Origin of the sequence: Gardnerella sp. DNF00109 (genome assembly GCF_049262845.1) — a bacterium.
Classification (GTDB): Bacteria; Actinomycetota; Actinomycetes; order Actinomycetales; family Bifidobacteriaceae; genus Bifidobacterium; species Bifidobacterium vaginale.
In genome coordinates, this window is the sequence record NZ_CP058406.1 from 147,715 (window position 1) to 170,292 (window position 22,578).

Here is a 22,578-nt window from a genome sequence, read left to right on the forward strand (position 1 = left end):
TATAGATGTACGCTATAAGACTTTGTAAAACTATTGTTAAAAACTATAGGGCTTTGAGAGTCACGGTCGGTGCGCAAAGCAATATCAAGTAAATTTAATTAATCTCACGGAAAGAGGAGAACATGACTACAAAATCTGCTAAACACGCCAACAAGACATTTGGTTCTGCAAAAGATGAGTCTGCAAAGGCTGTTGATATGCGCAAAGTGGCTGCTCTTTCGGCTGGAGCTGCTAGCGTAATTGCCGGCGCGGCGATTGCTTTTGGCGCAACTCCTGCAATGGCGGCGGAGACTCCTGCTTCTGCGCCTGTTAATACGAATGATCCTGCAAAAGAACAGAGTGTAATTGCTAATAAGAATAAGACTGAGGGTGAGGATTCTAAGAAGACTGCGACCGAGACTAATAAGAAGGAAGAATCTAAGAAGGAGCAGCCTGAGCAGACTAAACCAACTGAGCAGACTGTAGTAAAAACCGAAGGTAAGGCTGACGCTACTAAGACTGAGTCTGGGTCGAAGGTTGAGAGCGCTACGGCTGTAGATAATAAGGTTACGAATAGCACTTCTGCTACTGATAAGACTAATGCAGACAGTAGCACCACTGAGGAAACTAGCACTCCTGCGGAAAATGTCGTAAAGAAGCGTACAAGGCGTGCGGCGGTTGAGAATAAGCAACCTGAGGCTACTAATTATGCTAAGGATGAAAATCAGAAGCAGGGCGAACCTGTTGTTGGTGCAGATCGCGAAGCTAATCCTGCACCTGCTCCACAAGTTAATAGTGAGATAACACTTTCAAAAGAAACAAAAGACACACTCCCTAACATGTATGCGTGGGGATCTTCTGACAATACGTATATTGAAAAAGGCCAAAACCAATCCGTTACCTTTAAATTTGCTGCACCAACTGACGGAAGTACCATTACCAAAGTAGCTATTTTCCCATCTGATGGTAATACTGTTGATAATGCTAAAAGTAGAAAGTTCCTTGAATATTATTCCGATGCTGCTGCTGTAAACGAGCATCAGCCATATTCAGGTACATACGAATTTAAAGTAGACAATGATGGTACAGCTACGCTTACCATGACCAAGCTTTATAGAAATGGCAATCTTAAGAGTGGAGAAAGCTACTCTGCAAACCGTTGCATTTATGTGTACGGTACAGATAAAAACGGTAAAACAGTAGTGCTGTACAAGACGAATATTGTGCGTGCGGCAACACTTATTCCGCCTAAAACAGCTGGCTCAATTGTGCTGAAATATAACGAAGCGCTTACTGAAAAACAAATTCAAGATAAGCTAAAGGCTGCTTTGGATGCTCCTACCGAAGCCACTGGTAAAAAATCAATTCGCGCACAAATTGATGCTGCAAGTAGATCTAACGGCGTTGGTGGACGCACTGGAGTAAACGGCGCATTTGTTCAGACGCCAGATGACCCTGAGAAAAAGGTGGTTATTACTGACAAGCAGGCGTATGACCCTTCCCAGGTTACTAGAATCAACACGGTTACGTCAAAGAAAGACCAGCCAACAACATATGTTGCTGGCGCTCAAACGCTCAAAACCTACCTGGTCTCCGACCTTGGCTACAAGTCTGAGGCGCTCGCTCTTACTGTTGCGCGCTACGATACGCGTATTGATAAGCCGATTGTGGACGACCTGTCCAAGGTTTCCGATGATGTAAAAACCGAAATTAAACGCAAGCTTGCGCATCTTAATCACGTAAGCCAAGATCAGGTGACCATTAACGACCAGGGTGAAGTCACTATCAACTTTGCTGGCGTGGATGAAAACGACGCTCCTAAGATTGCACTCAGCGACCTTGTGTTGAAGAAGATTGCAGAGAAGGATGTCGTCGTTCCAGCTGGCGAGAAAGCAGTCTTTGTTGCTAACCCACTGGGTTACTCCAATGCCGAACTTGACCGAATTAAAACAGCTATTTTCGAAGCTAACAAAGACAACGAAGAGCTTGGCCTTACCAGCAAAGATCAAATTTCACTCTCGTACCTTACAGGTGACCTTACTGGCGCAGGCGATGCTAATAAAGGTCGTTCAAACGGCTTACAAGAAAATAATATTAGTGTAACCATTAAGACTGATAAAGCACTTGCAGAGTTTACATCAGACATAACCAAAGATAAACTCACGCGTCTCCCAGATATTCGTAAGGATTATAACGTTGAACTGGTAAAGAATAAGCTTGATGGTCGCGATAGCGATGAGGGCTTCTCGTGGAGTGACGATAAACACACTACACTCATCTATCGTTATGACCCAACCAAAGCTCAAGCGTTTACCGCTCCTGAGATTGTGAAACTTATCAAAGCCACGCCTAAGGATCAGAATACAGGTTTGCGTCCGCTTACGGGTGGTGAAGTGCTCGATCACGAAGGTGCGAACGGCAAGCCGACCAAATCTCATATGCATTATTCAATTGATAAAAATGGTGAACCTACTACCGAGCTGACCCTTGGTATGATGAATGGCGCATATTGGATAGGCGATCCACAAGTTGCTAACTCAGATGCGAATATGGGTGATGAAGAGTCGAAGGTGGGTCAGTATACCTGGGATGAAGAGGCTGGTCCTGTAACTGTTGCTGCTAAGCAGAACAAAGTTTTTAAGACACGTCTTTTTGTTGCGCCGTATGCTTTGACATATTATCGCGGTGTATACACAGATCCGTATAAAAAGAATCCAAACAACACGCCTAAGGCAATTAACGTTATCTTTGTGCCGCAGACGAATCATAAGAAGAGTGATTTGAAGAAGTCGGTTGAGGATCACAAGACTGTTGCTGTTGAAGGCAAAGACGTTCCAACGCAGCCAGCATATTACAACGCGTCTGACAAAGTGAAGAAAGACTACGAAGATGCATTGAAGGTTGCTAAGCAAACGCTTGAAAAAGTTGGAACTACACCAGATGATCAGTTAACTGAACAGCTTAAAGCTGAGGTTGATAATGCAACCATTAAGCTGGATAAAGCTCGCAAAGCTCTTGATGGTGCTAAGACCGACAAGGAGAAGCTAAAGTCCTCGATTGAAGAGAACGGCAAGGCTCAAGAAGGTCAAACCGCAGCAACTGGCACGCAAGCAACGAACCAGTTCAAGAACGTGAGCGACCCTGACTTTAAGACAGCTGATGGCAAAGCTGATGACGCTAAGAATAAGGCTGCTAAAGAAGCAAAGAAGGCTTATGATGAAGCACTTCAAGCTGCTGAGTCTGCAAGGGACGACGCTAACGCTACGCAAAAGGCTGTTGATGATGCCAAGGCTAAGCTTGACGCAGCGCGCGAAAAGCTTAACGAATTTACCACTAACAAAGATAAGCTTAACGCCGCTATTGCTGAGCATGGTAAGGTGAAGACTGGCGACGCTGATAAGCAAGGCGACGCAAAACTTAAGACCGCTGACCCAGCTTATCAAAACGCAACTAAAGAAGAGCGTAAAGCCTACGATGATGCTGTAAAGAAGGCAAACGAACTTTCAGCAGATCCAAACGCTTCTCAAAAGGACGTTAACGCAGCTATTGACGCGCTTCAAAAAGCTAAGAAGGATCTTGATGCTAAAGCAACAGATAAGTCAAAGCTTATAACTGCTGAAAAGCTCACCTTTGATAATCCTGATAAGGATGATGCAAACAAGCAAAGCACCTTCTACAAGAATGCGCTTAATAAGCAGACTAACGGTGCAAGCGAGCAAGAAAAACAAGCTGCTAAAACTGCTGTTGAAAACTATGACAATGCGTTAGCTAAGGCACGTGAGGTTCTTAAGAACGATAAGGCAACTCAAAAAGAAGTGGATGCTGCTAAAGATGCATTAACTAAGGCTGAAGATGCACTTCATAAAGATTATGCAACTGACGCTAATGAACTTACGAAAGTTCTTGCAGATAACTTTAGCGGTTACCTGATGCCTGCATACTTTAACGCTTTCGATAAGGCGCAAGCTGGCGATGCTGACGCCAAGAAAGCATTTAAAGATTACAACGATGCTTATCAAAAAGCTAAGGCGCTTAAGGAAGATCTAGAAAAGGCTAAAAATGGTGGAACTGCTCCAGGTCAAAAACAGATTGATGAAGCCAAGAAAGCTCTTGAAGAAGCACGTAAAGTTATCGACAAGTATGCAACTAATACCAGCAGGCTTTCTGCGGCTGTGTTTAATGATATTGCCATACAACACAGCCCAGCGTATGCGAATGTATCCGCAGATGATGCAAGTGCAGAGGCAAAGGCTGCTAAGACTAAGTATGAAAAAGCTGTAAAGAAGCTAAACCAGGCGCTTAATAAACAGATGCCTAAGGATAAAGCAAATGGTAAGGAGATTCCTGATACAAATACTCCTGATAAGGACGGCAACCCTGAAGATAGTACGTACTTGGATAATATTCAGGCACATGCACAAGGCGAGCCTCTGGATAGGGATATTACCTCAATCCTTAAGGAAATGAACGATGCTATTGCAGATTTGAACAAGTTTGCAACCAAGACCGACGATTTGCTTAAGTCTGTTAACGAGCATGACAATACTCAGAAGACGCCTGCGTATAAGAATGCTTCGCATCCTGATTTCAAGAATGATGATGGAACAACTGCTGATAAGACTAAGAATGATGCAGCCCAGAAGGCTGTAGATGAGTATGGCGAAGCTCTTAACGTGGCAAAGGAATTGCTCAAGAATCCTGCTGCAACGCAGAAGCAAGTAAATGACGCTAAGGATAAGCTTGACAAAGCTCGCAAAGAGCTTGAAAAGTACAACACCGACACCACCAAGCTGGAAAAGAGTGTTGGCGAACACGGTAAAGAGAAGCAGGGTGACACAGCTGCTACCGAAGGTACTGTTACATCTGATGCGTATCGCAATGCGTCTGATCCTCACTTCATGAAAGAAGAGGGCGGCAAGCTTGTTCCCGATACGGATAAGAACAACCAGGCAGCCGCAGACAAAAAGGCGTATGATGAAGCTTTGACAAAAGCTCAGGAGCTTTTGAAGAAGCATAATGATAAAGATACGCCGCAAGACGCAAAGCCAACACAAACAGACATCAACAAGGCACTTAAGGCTCTTGACGATGCTCGTACCGAGGTTGAGAAGTATAAGACTGACATCACTGCTTTGAACACAGAAGCTGAGAAGTCTCAGTCTGATGCTGAAGGCTCAGTTGCAACTGGCAAGTTCGAGGACACTCCAGAGTTCAAGAACGCTAAAGCTAAGACAAGCGATGGTAATGAAAATGCAGACATTACTGCTTACAAGACAGCCCTTGCAAATGCTCGTAAGTTAGTAAGTGACGCAAACGATGCAAGCAAGAAGAACAGTGAGCGTCCAACGCAGCAGCAGGTTGACGAGGCGCTTGAGGCTTTGAAGAACGCCAAGAAGCAAATCACCGACAATTACAAGACCAATGCAGCTGCGCTTAAGGCTGCAAAAGACTTTGCAGCTGGCGACTTTAAGAAGACGCCTGAGTATGAGAATGCTGTGGCGATTAAGGATGACACTTCTGCAACCGCGGATCCAACTAAGAAGAACGCGGCTAAGGATGCTGTTGATGCTCTTGATAAGAACACTAACGGCGGCGCTCTGAATAACGCCATCGGTATTCTTCAGGCATTCGACGATGACGGCAAGCCAAAGCAGGGGGGAACAACGGGAGCCAGAATCCCAACTCAGGCGGAGGTCGATGCAGCGCTTAAGACTTTGCAAGAAGCCATGAAGACTGTTACCGATGGCTACAAGACTAACGCCGACAAGCTTAAGAACGAAGTTGGTGATAAGGATCAAGACGGCAAGCCTGTAACTCCTCCGTTTGAAGCGTCTGTGCCATACAAGAACGCGCTTGCGAAGCAAAATTCAGGTGACGCTGACGCAACTACAAAGCTCAATGCCTACAACGAAAAGCTCAAGGCTGCTCAGGAACTCATCAACAAGGTGAATAATCCTGATCTGAACGCAAAGCACGAAGAGCGTCCATCTCAAGATGACGTTGACAAGGCTCTTGAAGCTTTGAAGAAAGCAAAGAAAGACATCGATGATGCCTTTGCAACTAAGGCTACGGATTTGAAGGATGAGTCTGCGAAGTCTACTGCTGACGGTGCAACTGCTGTTGGTGAAAATGACTTTGAGAACACTACCGAGTTCAAAAATGCGGATGCTAAGAAGGGTGATGATGGCAAGTCGGATAATGCTGATGTCACTGCTTATAGGGATTCGTTGAAGAAAGCTAGAACTTTGCTTAAAAAGTTCGGTGATGACGGTAAACCAAAGTCTGGTGAAAAGGATATCCCAACTCAGCAAGAAGTTGACGAGGCTCTTAATAATCTGAAAGAAATTAAGGATAAGATTCTTGCTAACTACAAGACCAATCCGCATGACTTGCAAGAAGAATTCGACAAGTCTAAGGACGGCGACGACGACACCAGAACCGACGTGTTCGAGAACACTCCAGAGTTCAAGAACGCTACTGATAAGGGTGATGACGCTGCTAAGAAGGCACTAGATGCCTACACAGAAAAGCTCAAGGCTGCCAAGAAGCTCCTCGATGCCTTTGACCGCACTACTGGCAAGCCAAAGACCAAGCTTCCAGAAGGCATGGATAAGGCTCCAACTCAGCAGGAACTTGACGCTGCTTTGAAGGATCTTCAGGATGCCAAGAACAAGATCACTAACGGCTACAAGACTAATAAGTCTGATTTGAACACTGAAGCTGGTAAGGATTCTGACTTTACTAAGACACCTGAGTATCAAAATGCTCAAGCTAAGGGTGATGACGCGTCTAAGCAAGCTCTTGAGGACTACAAGAAGGCTCTTGAGGATGCGAATAAGGTTCTTGGTGATAAGGATGCAACTCAGGTTCAGGTTGACGAGGCTTTGAAGAAGCTTCAGGATGCTAAGAAGAAGCTTTCGGACGGCTACAAGACTAATAAGTCTGATTTGCGCCAAGAGGCTGGTAAGGATTCTGACTTCACTAAGTCTCCTGAGTATCAAAATGCTGCAGGAAGCCCAGAGGCAGACGATTACAAGCGTGCATTGGATGAAGCTAATGCAGTTCTTAAGAACCCTAATGCAACTCAGGCTGAGGTTGACGAGGCTTTGAAGAAGCTCCAGGATGCTAAGCAGAAGCTTACTGATTCACACAAGACCGATAAGTCTGATTTGAACACTGAAGCTGGTAAGGATCCTGACTTCCGTAAGTCGATTCCGTTCATTATTGGTAAGGCTGCTGATTTGGCGGAGTATCAGCAGGCGTTGAATGATGCTGATAGTGTGCTTAAGGATCTTAATGCTACTCAGGATCAGGTTGATCAGGCTCTTCGTAGGCTTCGTGATGCTAAGCAAAAGTTGATTGATTCTTATAACAGACTTATTAATAGTGGCAGTGGTGTTGGTGACAATACTGGTGTTGGTGTTAATGATTCGAATACTACTAGTGTTAATAATGTTGTTGATAAGGGTGCTTTGCAGGCTGAGGTTGATCAAGCTCTTGGTGATGTTTCGGCTAATGCTAATGGCGTGGTGGCTGATTCTAACTTGGTGAGTGAGTTTAATGCGGCTTTGAATTATGCTCGTTTAGTGTTAGCGGACGCGAATGCTACTCAGGGGCAGGTTGATTCGGCTTTGGCTCGTTTGCGTGCTGCGCGTGCAGCTTTGCGTGCGGGAATGCTCGCGGCGCGTGATTCTGCTGGAGTGAATCTTAAGCGTGGTGACGTGAGTGGTGTTAATACTGGCGCTAGTTCCTCGGTGTTTGCTGCTTTGGCTGCGGTGTTTGCTGGGCTTGGAGTGGTTGGTGCTGCGTCTAAGCGTAGGAAGCATTCGGCTCGTTAGTTTAATCTGTAGTAGTGTGTGATGCTGCTACGATTGGAGTAATGTGAATTAATGGCTTGGAGATAATCTCTTCAAGCCATTAATTGTTTTCTTCTTTTCCACATTTTGTTTGCTCATGTACAGAAGAAGACGCGGAAGAAGACGCGGAAGAATTCGCAGAAGGAATCTCCGAATAACATAGCAAAGAAAACGACAAATAACATTTTGGAGAATATTGCGAAGAACATACCAGTGAATTTAGTAATTTTTCACAAAAGTGTTAAAATCCATAACTGTGACTTATGCAAAGCAAAATTGCAAATCACCCGTATGGGGACGTTTGCAGGATTGCACTATCGCGAATAATCGCCAGTAGTTGTGATTGCAAAAGCCAAAAAGAGAAAATAGTCTAAAAAATAATCTAAAAACAGTCTAAAAGGTCTGAAATTAACCAAAATAGACGAAACACGGGAGCTTGTTCTATACAGGCTGAGAGGGCGAAAGCCGACCGTAAACCTGATGCGGGTAATGCCGCCGTAGGGAAGGAGTATTATGCGAAATATTCGTATTATTGGTGCAGGTATCATTGGTTTAGCAACAGCATGGAGACTTACGGAAGCTGGCGTAAAAGTTAGCATAATTGATCCAGATCCAGTCTCTGGCGCTTCTCATCATGCTGCCGGCATGTTAGCTCCTACCGCAGAAATGCAATATCAGCAGGATGCTTTGTATCCACTCATGTTTGAGTCTGCAACTATGTATAAGGAATTGGTTGATTCGGTTGCAAAATACACCGATAAGCCAACTGGCTACTTAGAGTGCGGATCTTACGTAATTGGCGGTGACGCTGCAGATAACGAGCACGTAAACGAGTTGCTAAACTTGCAGCACCGTTACGGACGTAGAGCTGAGCATATTTCTGTGAGTAAGCTTCGTGAAATTGAGCCTGCGCTTTCGCCGACGATTGCAGGCGCTGTAAGCGTTCCGGATGATCATCAGATTAATCCTCGTCAGTTTACTGCAGCAATGATTGATGCACTTGAAAAGCGTGGTGTTGTTATTGAGCGTCGCGCAAGCACTCCAGACGATTTGGGTCCAGACACGGTTTTGGCATCTGGTTTGGGTGCTAAGGAAATGCTTCCTCAGCTTAAACTTCGCGCTGTGTGGGGCGACATGATTCGTATGACTATTCCAGAGCCTTTGCGTCCAATTTTGAGCTCTGTGGTTCGTGGATTTGTGCATGACCGCCCAGTGTATTTGGTGCCTCGCGCTAAGGAAACAGGCGAGCTTGTGCTCGGCGCTACTTCTCGTGAAGACGACCGCGATATTCCAAAGGTTGGCGGTGTGCTCGACTTGCTTCGTGATGCTGCAAGCGTACTTCCCGGCATTCAGGAATGCTCGATTACTGAGGTTACCGCTGGTGGTCGCCCAGGAACTCCAGACGATTTACCATTCATTGGTATTGATCCTAAGACGCACACCACAATTTCTACTGGTTACTTCCGTCACGGCATTTTGCTCACAGCTTTGGGTTCTTCTTTGACTACAAAGCTTGTGCTTGAGCAAGAGTTGACTGAGAAGGAAAAGGGCTTCTTGGAAAGCTGCAATCCTGCTCGTTTCTAGTTACTAAAGTTTTTAGTGATGAAAGTTCCTAGTGACACTCGTTTCTAGTGACGCAAGTTTTAATAGACGCTAATAAAGGTTGAATTATGCAAATCGTCGTCAATGGTGAAACCACTCAAGTGAAGGATAACTTGACTATTGCCCAACTTGTTGCACAACTCTACGGATCTGACTCTGGTTTTGGCATTGCGGTCGCCATTGGCGACGATGTGCTTAAGCGCGCCCAATGGGAATCAACCATCATCTGCGATGGGGATAAGATCGAAATTCTCAGCGCGGTTCAGGGCGGATGACCCTCAATAGGCGACTGATCCACAATAGCGGTTGATTTCAAATAATTTGAGTATAGTTTCAAAAAATTTATATAAAAGGCTTAAAATGACAGAAAATATAGAAAATAATGAAGAAAATGTCGATACTTGGCAGCTTTGCGGTAAGACCTTGCACTCAAGGCTTTTGCTTGGCACGGGTGGAATGACAAGCATTGACATTATGGAAAAGTCACTTGTTGCTTCAGGCGCGGAAGTAGCAACTGTTGCTTTGCGTCGTCACGCAAAAACTGGAGTTGATATTTACGGTATGTTGCAGCGCCATAACATTAACGTTTTGCCAAATACTGCTGGTTGCAAAACTGCTCATGATGCTGTTCTTACAGCAAAAATGGCTCGTGAATCACTTGGAACTGATTGGATTAAGCTCGAAGTGATTGCAGACGACGATACTTTGCTCCCAGACACTCGCGAAGTTTTGCTTGCTGCAGAAAAGCTAGTTGAAGAAGGATTTAGCGTGCTCTGCTACACTAATGACGATCCGATTGTGGCTCGTCGCCTTGTGTCGCTTGGTGTGAAGGCTGTTATGCCAGGGGGTGCTCCAATTGGAACTGGACTTGGTATTTTGAATCCTCGAAACATTGAGCTGATTGTTCAAGAAAGCAAAGAATCTGGCGTTCCTGTGATTTTGGATGCTGGCGTTGGCACCGCTTCAGATGTTGTTAAAGCTTTCGAAATCGGTTGCTCGGGCGTGCTTCTTGCAAGCGCTGTAACTCGCTGCCCAGATCCTGTAAAGATGGGTCGTGCAATGGCTGCTGCTGTAACTGCTGGTAAGCTTGCTCACGATGCTGGCCGTATTCCTAAGCGTGAGCATGCGCTCGCGTCTTCGCCTGTTGAAGGTCGCGCTTGGGCTGACGCGGTACTGTAAATTCTGTAAATTTTGTACTGTAATTGATTCAGCATATTCAGTATGACGATTAATAAGATTTATGATAACCTGCAGGAGCTTGAGGCGGAACGCACTTGCCGCCACTTGCTCCTGCCAGGCTTTACGCATGAACATCAGCAGTTACTTCGCGATGCGAAAATCTGCATGGTTGGGGCAGGTGGACTTGGCTCGCCGTGCTTGCTTTCGCTTGCTGCTGCAGGAGTTGGTGAAATCACTATTTGCGACGACGATGTTGTAGAGCTTTCTAATTTGCAAAGGCAGACTTTATACACTGTGGATCAGTGTGGCAAGTCGAAAGCTCAACTTGCAGCTAAGCGCTTGCAGGCATTATCTCCAGGTTTAAAAATCAACCTTGTAAATAGATTTAATGAAGACAACGCAAAACAACTTGTAGAAAATCACGACTTAATAATTGATGGTTGTGATAATTTTGCTACGCGTTTTTTGATTGCGGATGCTGCTTGGAATGCTGGCACGCCAGAAGTTTATGGCTCAGTTCTTTATTATGAAGGTCAAGTAAGCGTTTTTGTGCCAGGAAAAGGACCTACTTTGCGTGACTTGTATGCTTGCCCTCCGCCTAAAGAAAAAGTACCAAAATCGGCTGTATTAGGCGCAACTGCAGCTATTGTTGGCGCAATGATGGCAACTGAAGCAATCAAGATTATAACTGGTATAGGAAAGCCGCTTATTGGGGTTTTGGCTCGATATAACGCCATTGATAACTCGCTTCGACATTTTAGATTTGCGTGAACTTTGCGTAATGCAAAAGTTGAGTGTGGGAGTATTAAGTTTTTGCGAATCGCGTGCGAAAATGCTTGACTTTAATAACTTGAGTGTGTTAGACTCAAGTTTTGTAAAAAGAAAAAGCGGTTAGTCGCAAGGCTGGCTGCCAAGAATTTGAGTACATAGATTAAAAGGTACATAGATAAGATAGCTAGGAGATATTATGGGACGCGCAGTAGGTATTGATTTAGGAACAACGAACTCCTGCATTGCAACGCTTGAAGGCGGCAGCCCAACAGTTATTGTTAACGCAGAAGGTGCGCGTACAACACCATCCGTGGTGGCATTCAGCAAGTCGGGAGAAATCTTGGTTGGCGAAGTCGCTAAGCGTCAGGCAGTTACAAACGTTGATCGCACGATTAGCTCTGTAAAGCGCCATATGGGTACGGATTGGTCTGTTGAGATTGATGGCAAGAAGTGGACTCCGCAAGAGATTTCCGCACAGGTTTTAATGAAGTTGAAGCGCGATGCTGAAGCCTACCTTGGTGAGCCAGTAACCGATGCCGTTATTACATGCCCAGCTTACTTCAACGATGCACAGCGTCAGGCAACTAAGGATGCAGGTAAGATTGCAGGCTTGAACGTGCTGCGTATTATTAACGAACCAACTGCTGCAGCTTTGGCTTACGGCCTCGAAAAAGGCAAGGAAGACGAGCGCATTTTGGTATTCGATTTGGGTGGCGGTACTTTCGATGTGTCGCTTCTTGAGATTGGTAAGGATGACGACGGCTTCTCTACAATCCAGGTGCAGGCAACTAATGGCGATAACCACTTGGGTGGCGATGACTGGGATCAGAAGATTATCGACTGGCTTGTTGGCGAAGTTAAGAACAAGTACGGCGTTGATTTGAGCAAGGATAAGATTGCTTTGCAGCGTTTGAAGGAAGCTGCTGAGCAGGCAAAGAAGGAGCTTAGCTCTTCTACTTCTGCTTCAATTTCTATGCAGTACTTGGCAATGACTCAAGACGGAACTCCAGTGCATTTGGATGAGACTTTGACTCGCGCTCACTTTGAGGAGATGACTTCCGACTTGCTCGGTCGCTGCCGTACGCCATTTAACAACGTGCTTTCCGATGCTGGCATCTCCGTAAGCCAGATTGATCACGTGGTGCTTGTTGGTGGTTCAACTCGTATGCCAGCCGTCAAGGAGCTTGTAAAGGAGCTTACGGGCGGTAAGGAAGCGAATCAGTCCGTGAACCCAGATGAGGTTGTGGCTGTTGGTGCAGCCGTGCAATCGGGCGTTATTAAGGGAGACCGAAAAGACGTTCTGCTTATTGATGTAACTCCACTTTCCTTGGGCATTGAAACCAAGGGTGGAATTATGACGAAGCTTATTGAGCGTAATACCGCAATCCCAACTAAGCGATCTGAAGTGTTCTCTACTGCAGAAGACAATCAGCCATCCGTGTTGATTCAGGTTTACCAAGGTGAACGTGAGTTTGCTCGCGATAACAAGCCTCTTGGCACCTTTGAGTTGACTGGTATTGCTCCAGCCCCTCGTGGCGTTCCTCAGATTGAAGTTACTTTCGATATTGATGCTAACGGCATTGTGCACGTTTCCGCTAAGGATAAGGGCACTGGCAAGGAACAGTCCATGACGATTACGGGCGGTTCTGGCTTGCCAAAGGACGAGATTGACCGCATGGTTAAGGAAGCTGAAGCTCACGAAGCTGAAGATAAGAAGCGCAAGGAAGAAGCTGATACTCGCAACCAGGCAGAATCCTTCGCTTACCAGACTGAAAAGCTAGTAAACGATAATAAGGATAAGCTTTCTGACGAAATCTCCAAGGAAGTTACCGAAAAGGTTAATGCTTTGAAGGAAGCTTTGAAGGGCGATGATATTGAGAAGATTAAGTCTGCTCAGAGCGAGCTTATGACTTCTGCTCAAAAGATTGGTCAGCAGCTTTACGCTCAGCAGGGTGCGGCTGGTGCACAGGCTGGCGCTGCTGGTGCTGCATCTGATGCAAATGCTGGCGCTGGATCTTCTGCAAAGGATGACGACGTGGTTGACGCCGAAGTGGTGGACGACGACAAGGACGATAAGGACAACAAGTAATGTCCGAGTTTAACGCCAACGACTACTTGAGCGGATTGGAAGATGTGCCTTCGGATGCTGGCGATTTGGAAGAATCGTCAAATCCAGCTGATTCTGCTAGTGCAGCCTCGTCTAGTGAGCATGTGGATGCATCACAAAACGAAGCACAAGACGCAGCTGCTCATGAGGCAAAGCATGCGGCGACGCAAGATACGTCAACACAAGATGTGGATGCTAATGCAAGTGCCGATGCGGAAAAGTCGCCAGCAACCGACGATAAAGCCAACGCTAGTAAGTCTCAAGAAAATAATGATTCTTCAGACACGCAAAGCAACGAAGAAGAAGATTCTTTAACACCGCTTGGCAAAGCCAAAAAAGAGGCGGCGGAGTATTTGGAAGCGTTGCAACGCGAGCGAGCAGAGTTCATAAACTTCCGCAACCGTGCTTCTAAAGAGCAAGATCGATTCCGTCAACATGGAATTATCGATGTTTTAACAGCTTTGCTACCTGCTTTAGATGATATTGATCGTATTCGTGAACATAGCGATATGGACGATTCATTTAAAGCCGTTGCTGCAAAGTTAGACAAAGCATTTGAGAAATTCGGCGTTGAAAAGTTCGGCGAAAAGGGCGAAGAATTTGACCCGACTAAGCACGATGCGATTCTGCATAAGCCAGATCCAGATGCTACAAAAGACACAGTAGATGTTGTTGTAGAAGCAGGATACAGGATCGGAGATCGAGTGATTCGCGCAGCTAGAGTGGTTGTTGCGTCGCCAGCAAGCTCGTGAAACACGCTGTGAAACATTCGTATGGTTTGTATGTAACGCAATAAAACGCAGTTACCGACTTGCGAAGAATCCCATAAAAACTTACTCGTGCTGGTTTAAAACGTTTAAAACACTGTTTAAAAACGCAAAACCAACACGAGTAGGTTTGTATTTAAGGTTTATATATAAATGTTATGCCAATGTGCTCGAAACATAAGAAGGAGGCACAAATGGCTGAAAATGAATGGTTAGCCAAAGATTTCTACAAAGTGCTCGGTGTCTCCAAAGATGCCGACGAAGACACAATCACAAAAGCATACAGAAAACTAGCTAGAAAATATCATCCTGATTTAAACAAAACAAAAGAAGCGGAAGAAAAATTCAAAGACGTGTCCGAAGCGTATGACGTTTTGAAAGATAAGCAAACACGTCAGCGTTACGATGCGATACGCCAATTTGGAGCGGGCGGAGCAAGATTCGCTGGAGGCTCTGGAGCAGGCGGATTCGACGCAAGTGGATTCAGCGATATATTCTCATCGATGTTCGGAGGCTCAAATGGGTCTCGCGTGCGATTCTCCACAAGCGGAGCTGGACCAGACATGGGAAACATATTCTCCATGTTCACGGGAGGTGCAGGAGCGCAATCTTCGCAAGGATTTGGAGGAAGTGGCTTTAATGGCGGTGCAGAATATGGTCAATATGGTCAGTATGGTCAATCTGCTCCACAAAATTCGCCTGAACGCGGTGAAGACATTACAACTTCAATCAAACTAACATTTAAACAAGCGTTCAAAGGTGCTACGGTTTCGCTTCGATCGGGCGGAGAGTCGTTCAAAACTCATATTCCAGCAGGAGTAAAAGATGGGCAAAAAATCCGCTTAAAGTCCAAGGGCAAGCCAGGGAAGTTTGGTGGAGAAGCTGGAGATATGTACTTACAGGTTCAGGTAGAAAAAACTGATAATTTTTCTCTACGCGGCTGTGATTTAGTGGCAAATCTTCCGCTTACACTAGATGAGGCTGTTCGCGGAGCAAAAGTCACGCTTAAAAACCTAGATGGTAAGCCAGTAGTGTTTAAAGTGCCAGCTGGAACATCTAGCGGTAGCGAAGTACGTGTAGAAGGCGAAGGCGTGCCAGGTAAAAATGGAGCCTTTGTAGGAATCGTACAAATACAAATACCAAAGCGATCTGGCGTGATGATAAAGCGTGCTGCAAAAGAATTCAACAAGGCATGCGGAGAATCATATGAGCAAGAAGTGCACGATTTGCGCGCATAGCAACAAATCGCTTAGTGTGTGCGTGTAGAAAGGAAAAGTCATGGTTAGGTTGGAGCGCCAAACTAAAGCATTGTACGAAATGTGTGCAGTGGCGTTAGTGCGTGGAAGCGCAACTCTTGACGGCGCAGATGAAGTCGGCTTTAAAATCGACATGCCGATTTTTACAGTAAGCCACGTAGCCAACCTAACCGACACTCATCCACAAACACTAAGACAGTACGACAGGCTGCGCTTGATTATGCCACAGCGTACAGAAGGTGGAGCTAGAAGATACTCTCTTAGAGACATAGATAGGCTTGTGCAAACACAAAAACTAAGCCAAGAGGATGGAGTAAATCTTGCTGGAATAATGCGTATTTTGGCTTTGCAAGAAGAAAATCGCCAGCTTAAAAGACAAGTAAGACATTTGATTGAAGAAGCCAATTGCGCTGAACGAAATATTTTTACTGCGACTGTAGATGGGAATATTGTAGAAGTTCAAAGGTCACAAAGCGCAAAGGATTGGCGACGCGACATTCGTGTTCAGCAGCGAGCATTGCCATCATCGTATAATAAACATTCTCACTCGCAAAACGATGCTCAATACAACAATTGTGATTATGATGATTTAAACGACGATAAGTCTGTTGTTTTGTGGCGAGCATTCAGAATATAGCAATGTAGCAGTCTAACATTAGTTTAGATATTATTAAATACTAATCAAATGTTTAAATATAAAATGTAAATATAAAATATAAATATTGATAAATATCGCATACGTAAAGCGACAAAACAAAGGGTATTGATGGCAATAAACACAACAGCAGCGCAAAACACCACAAATCACAAGCTTTCCGCAGTCTTTTGGGATATGGACGGCACGTTAATTGATTCGGAACCGTATTGGCATGATGCTGAAATCCAAATCGCAAAAGAACATGGTGGCGAATGGAACGAAGAATTAGCTTGGCAGTATTCTGGTGGATCTTTAAAAGATGTTGCTGAAGCCATGATTGCTCGCGGAACAAAAATGGGCGTTGAAGAAATCGGCAACGCGATGGTGGACTATGTAGCGCAAAAAGAGCAGATAGAGGTTCCATGGGTACCAGACGTTCTGAATCTTTTGCAAAAATTAGCGGATGCAGGAATCCCTTCGATTCTAGTGAGCAATTCACCAAGGCGACTTGTTGAAAACATTGTGAACCATGCGCCAAAAGGTGCGTTTGCAGGATACATTTGCGGAGACGATGGATATGCTACAAAGCCAAGCTCCGAGCCATATTTAGCAGCAGGGAAACTGCTTGGTATTAGTGCGCAAAACATGAAGTATTGCATCGCTATTGAGGATTCGTTTGCAGGGTTAAAGTCGGCTGCAGCTTCGGGGGCGACGACTCTTGCACAAACAGCGTACTCGAATCTAGACGTAAGTAACGGACCGCAATTCGCTGATATACATGGATACGAAGATGTTACGCCTCAAACGCTTGAGCGCTACATTATTGCGCGAATTGCGCAGTAACATACAATCGCACTACATGGCAGGTCGTCGTTCGCGCGTTACAGCGCGCTCACGTCTTCGCTTGCGTTGAAAGCACACTGTGCTTTCAACTTTGAGCAAGCTCAGCGCTCCGAATTGCATTCGCGCGCTACGCTTTAAGCGCTCATGCAAGTCGATTCGCAGTCCTCCGATGGTGACTCGCCGAGAGAGCAAGAAAAATCGAGAATCTCGGTGATGAAGCAATACGCAATTGTTCAAGCACGTAAGAGGGCTGGGTGATTCTTGGTCGAACAGTATAAGAGCGGCAGCCGATACTAAATAATCCAATGAATCATCCTACAAACAAACTTCAACCAAAAAACAAAATCAAAGCCAAATCGGAACAACCGCAACAACAGACTACACGTAAGAGGCGGAGCGTTGTGAGACAAGAAACACCCAGCCCTCGCGCAACGATAAATAGGAAAATCACTCGCGCGTCCTAAGCGTACAAGCGCACTACATGATTACAGAATCACGTAGATTAATCGCCGCCAGCAGCGCCTTCTTGAGTATCTGATCCAGTGTATCCATATTGCGACCCTGCAGAACCAGATACTCCAGACGAATTGCGTTCAGACTGACCAGATTGACCAGACTCTCCCGAACCAAGCCCAGATCCATAAGATCCTTCGGACGCACGAGAAGAGTCGCCAGCAGCCGCGCCTGCAGAATCTGAAGGCTTATTTTCTGTCCTATCTACTTTATCCTTATTTTCCTTATAAGGCTCTTTATCGTCAGAAGCTCTATCCGAGTAGTCGTATTCCGAAGTACGCCTATTGCCTCCAAGTCCCCACTTGCCATCTTCACCACCAATTTTGCCGTTATCCTTAGCTTCTGGGAACTTCTCGGTAGGCATTCCAGTAAGCGCGTGACGCATATACTTTGTAAACAAATGTGCAGAATACCCAACACCGCCTGGATAACCGCGGAAAGACGGAACAGGCTGAGGATTTCCCTGCGCATTCGGATACCATATAGCAAACACGGTTACAACACTAGGAGTAAAACCAACAAAGCTGCATGCAGTCTCATCGTTTGCGGTACCAGACTTTCCAGCTATAGGTTTGCCAACACCCCTAGCTTCCGTAGAAGTACCATATTGCACAACGCCTTGCAGAGCTTTAGTGGTAAGAGCCATGTCTGCTGGAGAAAACACTTGTCGTCCAGATGTTGGAGCTCTATAAAATTCTTTACCATCTGGATTCTTAACGCTAGCAACAATATGAATATCTGGCCTGCGCCCCTGACTTGCTATCGTAGAATAGGCTCGCGCAATTTCGCTAACATGCACAGGGTCGTTACCCAACACTGTGAACGGATTTTCGCCATTAATCCTCTTAGGATCCAAGCCAGCCGTAACAGCAGTATGAGCCACAGCCCTACGCCCAAGCTTTTGCTGCAAAGACATAAACGGCGTGTTCACGGAGTTTGCTGTTGCTTTATAAAGGTTGATTGTTCCCCAATTAGTGTTTGCATAGTTGTTAACAGGCTTATCTATGCCTTCAAACTTTAGGTTAGAATTTCCATTAAACAGAGTATTAAGACTTGTTCCAGCCTGAATAGCACCGATTAAAGCGAATGGCTTCATGGTACTTCCAGGCTCATAAAGGGCTTGAGTAGCATTATTAAGCGGTTTAGAAAGATAGTCATCTCCAGCATAAACAGATATGATTGATCCGTCTTTAGGATTTACACTCATTCCACCTACTTGCAACCCAGCTGGAGCGATTCCGCGACCACCCATAGCAGGGCTTGCCACACTAAACATTAAATCCTGCTTAGCTTTGTCGATTGTTGTAACAATACGATATCCGCCAGTATCAAGGTCTTCCTTCGTAAAAGCTCCGCTTTGAGTAAGCTCGCTGCGAACCATGTGAAGCAAATAACCTTGAGGTCCTGAATAAACGTTTTGCTTAGTCTGATTAATGGTTTGTGGCATTTTAGCGCTTTTATATTCTGCGTCAGTAATGTACTTGTCTTCACGCATAATCCTAAGAACGCGCTTGAATCGCATATTCGCTTCTTTAGGCATGATTGCAGGATCCCAGCTGCTTGGTGCAGGGATTATTCCAGCCAGCATTGCTGCTTGAGATAGTGTAAGATCTTTTGCTTCTACACCAAAGTACGCTTTTGCTGCCGCTTGTATTCCATACGCTCCGCGACCAAGATAAATAGTGTTCATATAGTTACATAGCACAGTGTTTTTATCTTGTGTTTGCGCGATTTTTAGAGCTAGAATCGCCTCGTGAAGCTTGCCTAAATACGTTTTTGTTTCACCAAGATAGTAGCGTTCTGCATACTGTTGTGTGATTGTGGACCCGCCCCAGCGTCCTTTAGAAGTTATGTTGTGAATTATTGCGCGTCCAATTCCTTTAAAATCAATTCCACCGTCTTTGTAGAACGATCTGTTTTCGCTTGCGACTATCGCGTTGCCAACATATGGTTTTAGCGCAGAGCAACTTATGATTTCTCGATTTTGTTCCGCAAAACTACCGATTTCTGTTTTTCCATCTGCGTAGTACACCTTGGTTTTGTCTGCCATCGCAATCTTATCTGGCTGCGGAATGTCGGTGTTCACATACATAACCGCAAATACGAGTGTGCCAAGGATTATTGGCGTAAAAATTATGATTAATGCCCAAAATAGGATTGGATGTTTTGTTCGCCACGTGTCGCGGATTCTTTTGTGTTTTCTTCTTTGACGCCTCTGCCTTGTTGCGCTTGGTCTGGCTGTTCCAGTTCTGGCGTTTGCGCGTCGTTTTTCCTCTGCAGAAGTCGCGCTTCTTACAGTGCGTCCTGTATTAGAAGAGTGCGAATTTTGTCCATTACTATTTGCAACCATATAATCCAAGTTAGCGCTTGGCGAGGAATTTTAATCATATGTAATATCATGTGTAATATTTGTAAAAGCTAGTATTATAAAAGTGTGTTAGTGCAGCATGATTATATGCTGCTGTTTTTGGGCAAGGAGTTTATATGAGTATCCGCGTTGCCATTGCCGGTGTTGGCAATTGTGCTTCGTCGTTGGTTCAAGGCGTTGAATACTACAAAAATGCCAATGATGGCGATAAAATTCCAGGATTAATGCATGCTGTTTTTGGGCAATATCGCGTGCGAGATATTGAGTTTGTAGCAGCTTTTGACGTTGACGCTTTAAAAGTGGGTCATGATTTAAGCGAGGCGATTTATGCTTCGCAAAACAACACGATTCGCTTTGCAGACGTGCCTAATCTTGGCGTTAAAGTGCAGCGTGGACCTACTTACGATGGTTTGGGCGACTATTATAAGCAGATGATTGACGAATCCGAAGAAGAACCTGTGGATGTTGCCGCGGTTTTGCGCGATTTGCATGTAGACGTGCTTGTGTCTTACTTGCCAGTAGGCTCCGAGCAGGCAGACAAGGCTTATGCGACTGCGGCTATGGAAGCTGGATGCGCGTTTGTGAATTGCCTTCCTGTTTTTATTGCTTCCGACCCAGTTTGGGCGCAAAAGTTCCGTGACGCAGGCGTTCCGATTATTGGCGACGATATTAAAAGCCAGGTTGGAGCTACGATTACGCATCGCGTTATGGCGCGACTTTTTGAAGATAGAGGAGTGCGTTTGGATCGCACTTACCAGCTGAATGTTGGCGGAAACATGGACTTTATGAACATGTTGCAGCGCTCTAGGCTTGAGTCGAAGAAGATTTCTAAGACGCGCGCGGTTACTTCGATTGTTCCGCACGATATGGATGATCACAACGTGCACATCGGTCCTTCGGATTATGTTGCTTGGCTTGACGACCGCAAGTTTGCGTTTGTGCGCTTAGAGGGCACCACTTTTGGAGATGTTCCGCTTAGCTTAGAGTACAAGCTCGAAGTGTGGGATTCGCCTAATTCTGCAGGCATTGTTATAGACGCTGTGCGCGCAGCGAAGATTGCGTTGGATCGCAAGCTTTCGGGTCCGATTTTGGCTCCTAGCTCCTACTTTATGAAGTCGCCAGCTGTTCAGCATGAAGATAGCGAGGCGCGCGAACTCGTTGAGCGCTATATTGCTGGAGATGTTGAGGCAGATGAGTCGCAGCTTAATGCAGATGTTGAGGCTGCAAAAGAACATGGTAAAAGCGTGTGGCGCGCCTAGCAATGCGCCTAATGGTGCGGAAGCTTGCGACTTGCGCTCGACTTGTAGCCAAAATCGTGTAATATAGGTAGAGCCTCCGCGTGGCACTACGTCACCCAATCCCCCCAGGGCAGGAATGCAGCAAGGGTAAGTGGCCTCTGGTGGGTGCGCGGGGGTTTCTTATATTTTTGTAGCGCAAGTGCTCTGTAGTGCAGAGTGTTGTTTGATAAAATGCTTGGTATGAGTCTATTTGAAGGCAGCAAGATTAGCGATGGCAGCGACGACAGTGATAATAGTCAAATTAGCGGCATTGGTGAAAATATCAAAAATAGTCAAAATTCTCAAAGCAGCGAGGCTAATCAAGATATTTCTAAGCTCGATCCGCTGATGAATCGTCCTAGAATATCAACAATAGCTTTGTGTGCGCTGTGTGCTGTTCTTTTTGCATCTTTTGCATCAATCATGTGGATTCTAGCCGTTAGAACCGCAATAGGTCAGTCGTATGAAGAAATGGTGATTAGTACTTTTGGATATAGTGCCATTCCGTCGTGGCTATCTGTTGTACTAACTCCGCTTAGAAGTTCCATACTCGTTATAGTCTTATCTGCCTTGATTTGCGCTGCGGCAGCAATAATATCAATCATAAGAAAACGCTGGTGGCTTATTGCGCAATGCGCTGTAATACTAGTTTTATCTCTAGCTGCAGAGCCTCTAAAACGTGTGCTTCCGCGTCCGATCCTAGTAAATGTAGCAACGCTTGCAAAAAATTCCGCTCCGTCTGGTCACATGCTACTAATGGCAGCTGCGTGCGCGCTGCTTGTTTGCGCTGTAAGTCGCGCTTTTAGAGCATGGGTTGCGCTTGGATCAGCAATAATCACATTTCTGCTTGCCATAGCTCTTTTGGGAGGCAGATGGCACAGGCCGGCAGACGTTATGATATCCGTACTCATAGTTGGTGCTGTAACGTCAACAGTGTTGATTTTTACAAGATCATCCGCAATGGACGTGCCAGGTTCAAGAAGATCATCTATAAGCGTGCAAATCGTTGGAAGCGCAATGATCACAATGGGAATAATCTGCCTAACTTACTGTTCGTACATGATTTACCAGATTATGCCAGGAATAGATTTAGGTGCAAAATGGGCTATAGGGGTATCGCACTCTTGTGCATATTGGGCTGTAGCAGGAGTGTGTAGCTTGACTTTCGGCGTTTTGATGGTTCTTAGACAATCCAGTGCAGCTCCTTTAAGTAGGCTAGGATTAGTTGGTGCTCCGCCTACTCCTCCTTCAAAAAGCGAAGTTCCAAAACGTCAAGATGAGGACGATTTATTGTTAAGATTATCGTCTAATTGAATAAAAAATAAGTAAAGTGGTATATATAGGAGTATATGCTGATATTTCGCAAAGTTTGATTTTGTTGATTTTGTTGAATATGAAACGCGTATTGCGTTAGAGTTTGCGT

The 22,578-nt window shown here is 45.3% G+C and carries 13 protein-coding genes and 1 other RNA gene; 13 read left to right on the forward strand and 1 reads right to left on the reverse strand.

The window, feature by feature from the left end:
- The first annotated feature begins 122 nt into the window (after positions 1 to 122).
- The 10 genes from HXT20_RS00580 (at position 123) to HXT20_RS00625 (ending at position 16,997) form a co-directional block, all read left to right on the forward strand.
- Positions 123 to 7,817 (forward strand): peptidase, encoded by a 7,695-nt coding sequence (locus tag HXT20_RS00580; protein WP_422114360.1) that lies wholly within the window; start codon positions 123 to 125, stop codon positions 7,815 to 7,817.
- Between the two features lie 531 nt (positions 7,818 to 8,348).
- Positions 8,349 to 9,419 (forward strand): glycine oxidase ThiO, encoded by a 1,071-nt coding sequence (gene thiO, locus HXT20_RS00585; protein ID WP_004118154.1) that lies wholly within the window; start codon positions 8,349 to 8,351, stop codon positions 9,417 to 9,419.
- An 86-nt stretch (positions 9,420 to 9,505) separates the two neighbouring features.
- Positions 9,506 to 9,712 carry a sulfur carrier protein ThiS gene (gene thiS, locus HXT20_RS00590; protein WP_004118156.1) on the forward strand — a complete coding sequence of 69 codons (207 nt, stop codon included), beginning with the start codon at positions 9,506 to 9,508 and terminating at the stop codon, positions 9,710 to 9,712.
- A gap of 85 nt (positions 9,713 to 9,797) precedes the next feature.
- The gene (locus HXT20_RS00595) at positions 9,798 to 10,616 is read left to right on the forward strand and encodes a thiazole synthase (protein ID WP_004112835.1); all 819 of its coding nucleotides are present in this window, start codon (positions 9,798 to 9,800) and stop codon (positions 10,614 to 10,616) included.
- 42 nt (positions 10,617 to 10,658) lie between these two features.
- The gene (locus HXT20_RS00600) at positions 10,659 to 11,387 is read left to right on the forward strand and encodes a HesA/MoeB/ThiF family protein (RefSeq protein ID WP_004112833.1); all 729 of its coding nucleotides are present in this window, start codon (positions 10,659 to 10,661) and stop codon (positions 11,385 to 11,387) included.
- Positions 11,388 to 11,583: 196 nt separating this feature from the next.
- On the forward strand, positions 11,584 to 13,476 hold the full coding sequence (dnaK, locus tag HXT20_RS00605) for a molecular chaperone DnaK (protein ID WP_004112831.1): 1,893 nt from the start codon (positions 11,584 to 11,586) through the stop codon (positions 13,474 to 13,476).
- On the forward strand, positions 13,476 to 14,246 hold the full coding sequence (gene grpE / locus HXT20_RS00610; RefSeq protein ID WP_004112830.1) for a nucleotide exchange factor GrpE: 771 nt from the start codon (positions 13,476 to 13,478) through the stop codon (positions 14,244 to 14,246). Before dnaK ends, grpE begins: the two co-directional genes overlap by 1 nt.
- A gap of 209 nt (positions 14,247 to 14,455) precedes the next feature.
- Positions 14,456 to 15,499, forward strand: coding sequence for a DnaJ C-terminal domain-containing protein (locus HXT20_RS00615; protein WP_422114361.1), 1,044 nt, complete (start codon positions 14,456 to 14,458; stop codon positions 15,497 to 15,499).
- 40 nt (positions 15,500 to 15,539) lie between these two features.
- Positions 15,540 to 16,154: a heat shock protein transcriptional repressor HspR gene (locus HXT20_RS00620; RefSeq protein WP_004112824.1), complete on the forward strand. Its 615-nt coding sequence runs from the start codon at positions 15,540 to 15,542 to the stop codon at positions 16,152 to 16,154.
- A 129-nt stretch (positions 16,155 to 16,283) separates the two neighbouring features.
- Complete coding sequence (locus HXT20_RS00625) at positions 16,284 to 16,997, forward strand: HAD family hydrolase (protein ID WP_004112821.1); 714 nt, start codon at positions 16,284 to 16,286, stop codon at positions 16,995 to 16,997.
- A gap of 502 nt (positions 16,998 to 17,499) precedes the next feature.
- Here HXT20_RS00625 and HXT20_RS00630 read toward each other — a convergent pair.
- On the reverse strand, positions 17,500 to 19,860 hold the full coding sequence (locus tag HXT20_RS00630) for a transglycosylase domain-containing protein (RefSeq protein WP_421780373.1): 2,361 nt from the start codon (positions 19,858 to 19,860) through the stop codon (positions 17,500 to 17,502).
- A gap of 134 nt (positions 19,861 to 19,994) precedes the next feature.
- On the opposite strand from HXT20_RS00630, the gene HXT20_RS00635 reads away from it, so the two are divergent.
- The 3 genes from HXT20_RS00635 (at position 19,995) to HXT20_RS00645 (ending at position 22,469) form a co-directional block, all read left to right on the forward strand.
- On the forward strand, positions 19,995 to 21,137 hold the full coding sequence (locus HXT20_RS00635; RefSeq protein WP_004124088.1) for an inositol-3-phosphate synthase: 1,143 nt from the start codon (positions 19,995 to 19,997) through the stop codon (positions 21,135 to 21,137).
- A 67-nt stretch (positions 21,138 to 21,204) separates the two neighbouring features.
- Positions 21,205 to 21,301: signal recognition particle sRNA small type (gene ffs, locus HXT20_RS00640), an RNA gene on the forward strand.
- Positions 21,302 to 21,347: 46 nt separating this feature from the next.
- Positions 21,348 to 22,469 carry a phosphoesterase gene (locus HXT20_RS00645; protein WP_101890433.1) on the forward strand — a complete coding sequence of 374 codons (1,122 nt, stop codon included), beginning with the start codon at positions 21,348 to 21,350 and terminating at the stop codon, positions 22,467 to 22,469.
- The last annotated feature ends 109 nt before the right edge of the window (positions 22,470 to 22,578 follow it).

What these genes read in the sequence shown, in the direction of transcription:
- HXT20_RS00580 (WP_422114360.1), top strand. Translation starts at nt 123, where the DNA reads ATGACTACAAAATCTGCTAAACACGCCAACAAGACATTTGGTTCTGCA.
- thiO (WP_004118154.1), top strand. Translation starts at nt 8,349, where the DNA reads ATGCGAAATATTCGTATTATTGGTGCAGGTATCATTGGTTTAGCAACA.
- thiS (WP_004118156.1), top strand. Translation starts at nt 9,506, where the DNA reads ATGCAAATCGTCGTCAATGGTGAAACCACTCAAGTGAAGGATAACTTG.
- HXT20_RS00595 (WP_004112835.1), top strand. Translation starts at nt 9,798, where the DNA reads ATGACAGAAAATATAGAAAATAATGAAGAAAATGTCGATACTTGGCAG.
- HXT20_RS00600 (WP_004112833.1), top strand. Translation starts at nt 10,659, where the DNA reads ATGACGATTAATAAGATTTATGATAACCTGCAGGAGCTTGAGGCGGAA.
- dnaK (WP_004112831.1), top strand. Translation starts at nt 11,584, where the DNA reads ATGGGACGCGCAGTAGGTATTGATTTAGGAACAACGAACTCCTGCATT.
- grpE (WP_004112830.1), top strand. Translation starts at nt 13,476, where the DNA reads ATGTCCGAGTTTAACGCCAACGACTACTTGAGCGGATTGGAAGATGTG.
- HXT20_RS00615 (WP_422114361.1), top strand. Translation starts at nt 14,456, where the DNA reads ATGGCTGAAAATGAATGGTTAGCCAAAGATTTCTACAAAGTGCTCGGT.
- HXT20_RS00620 (WP_004112824.1), top strand. Translation starts at nt 15,540, where the DNA reads ATGGTTAGGTTGGAGCGCCAAACTAAAGCATTGTACGAAATGTGTGCA.
- HXT20_RS00625 (WP_004112821.1), top strand. Translation starts at nt 16,284, where the DNA reads ATGGCAATAAACACAACAGCAGCGCAAAACACCACAAATCACAAGCTT.
- HXT20_RS00630 (WP_421780373.1), bottom strand. Translation starts at nt 19,860, where the DNA reads ATGGTTGCAAATAGTAATGGACAAAATTCGCACTCTTCTAATACAGGA.
- HXT20_RS00635 (WP_004124088.1), top strand. Translation starts at nt 19,995, where the DNA reads ATGAGTATCCGCGTTGCCATTGCCGGTGTTGGCAATTGTGCTTCGTCG.
- HXT20_RS00645 (WP_101890433.1), top strand. Translation starts at nt 21,348, where the DNA reads ATGCTTGGTATGAGTCTATTTGAAGGCAGCAAGATTAGCGATGGCAGC.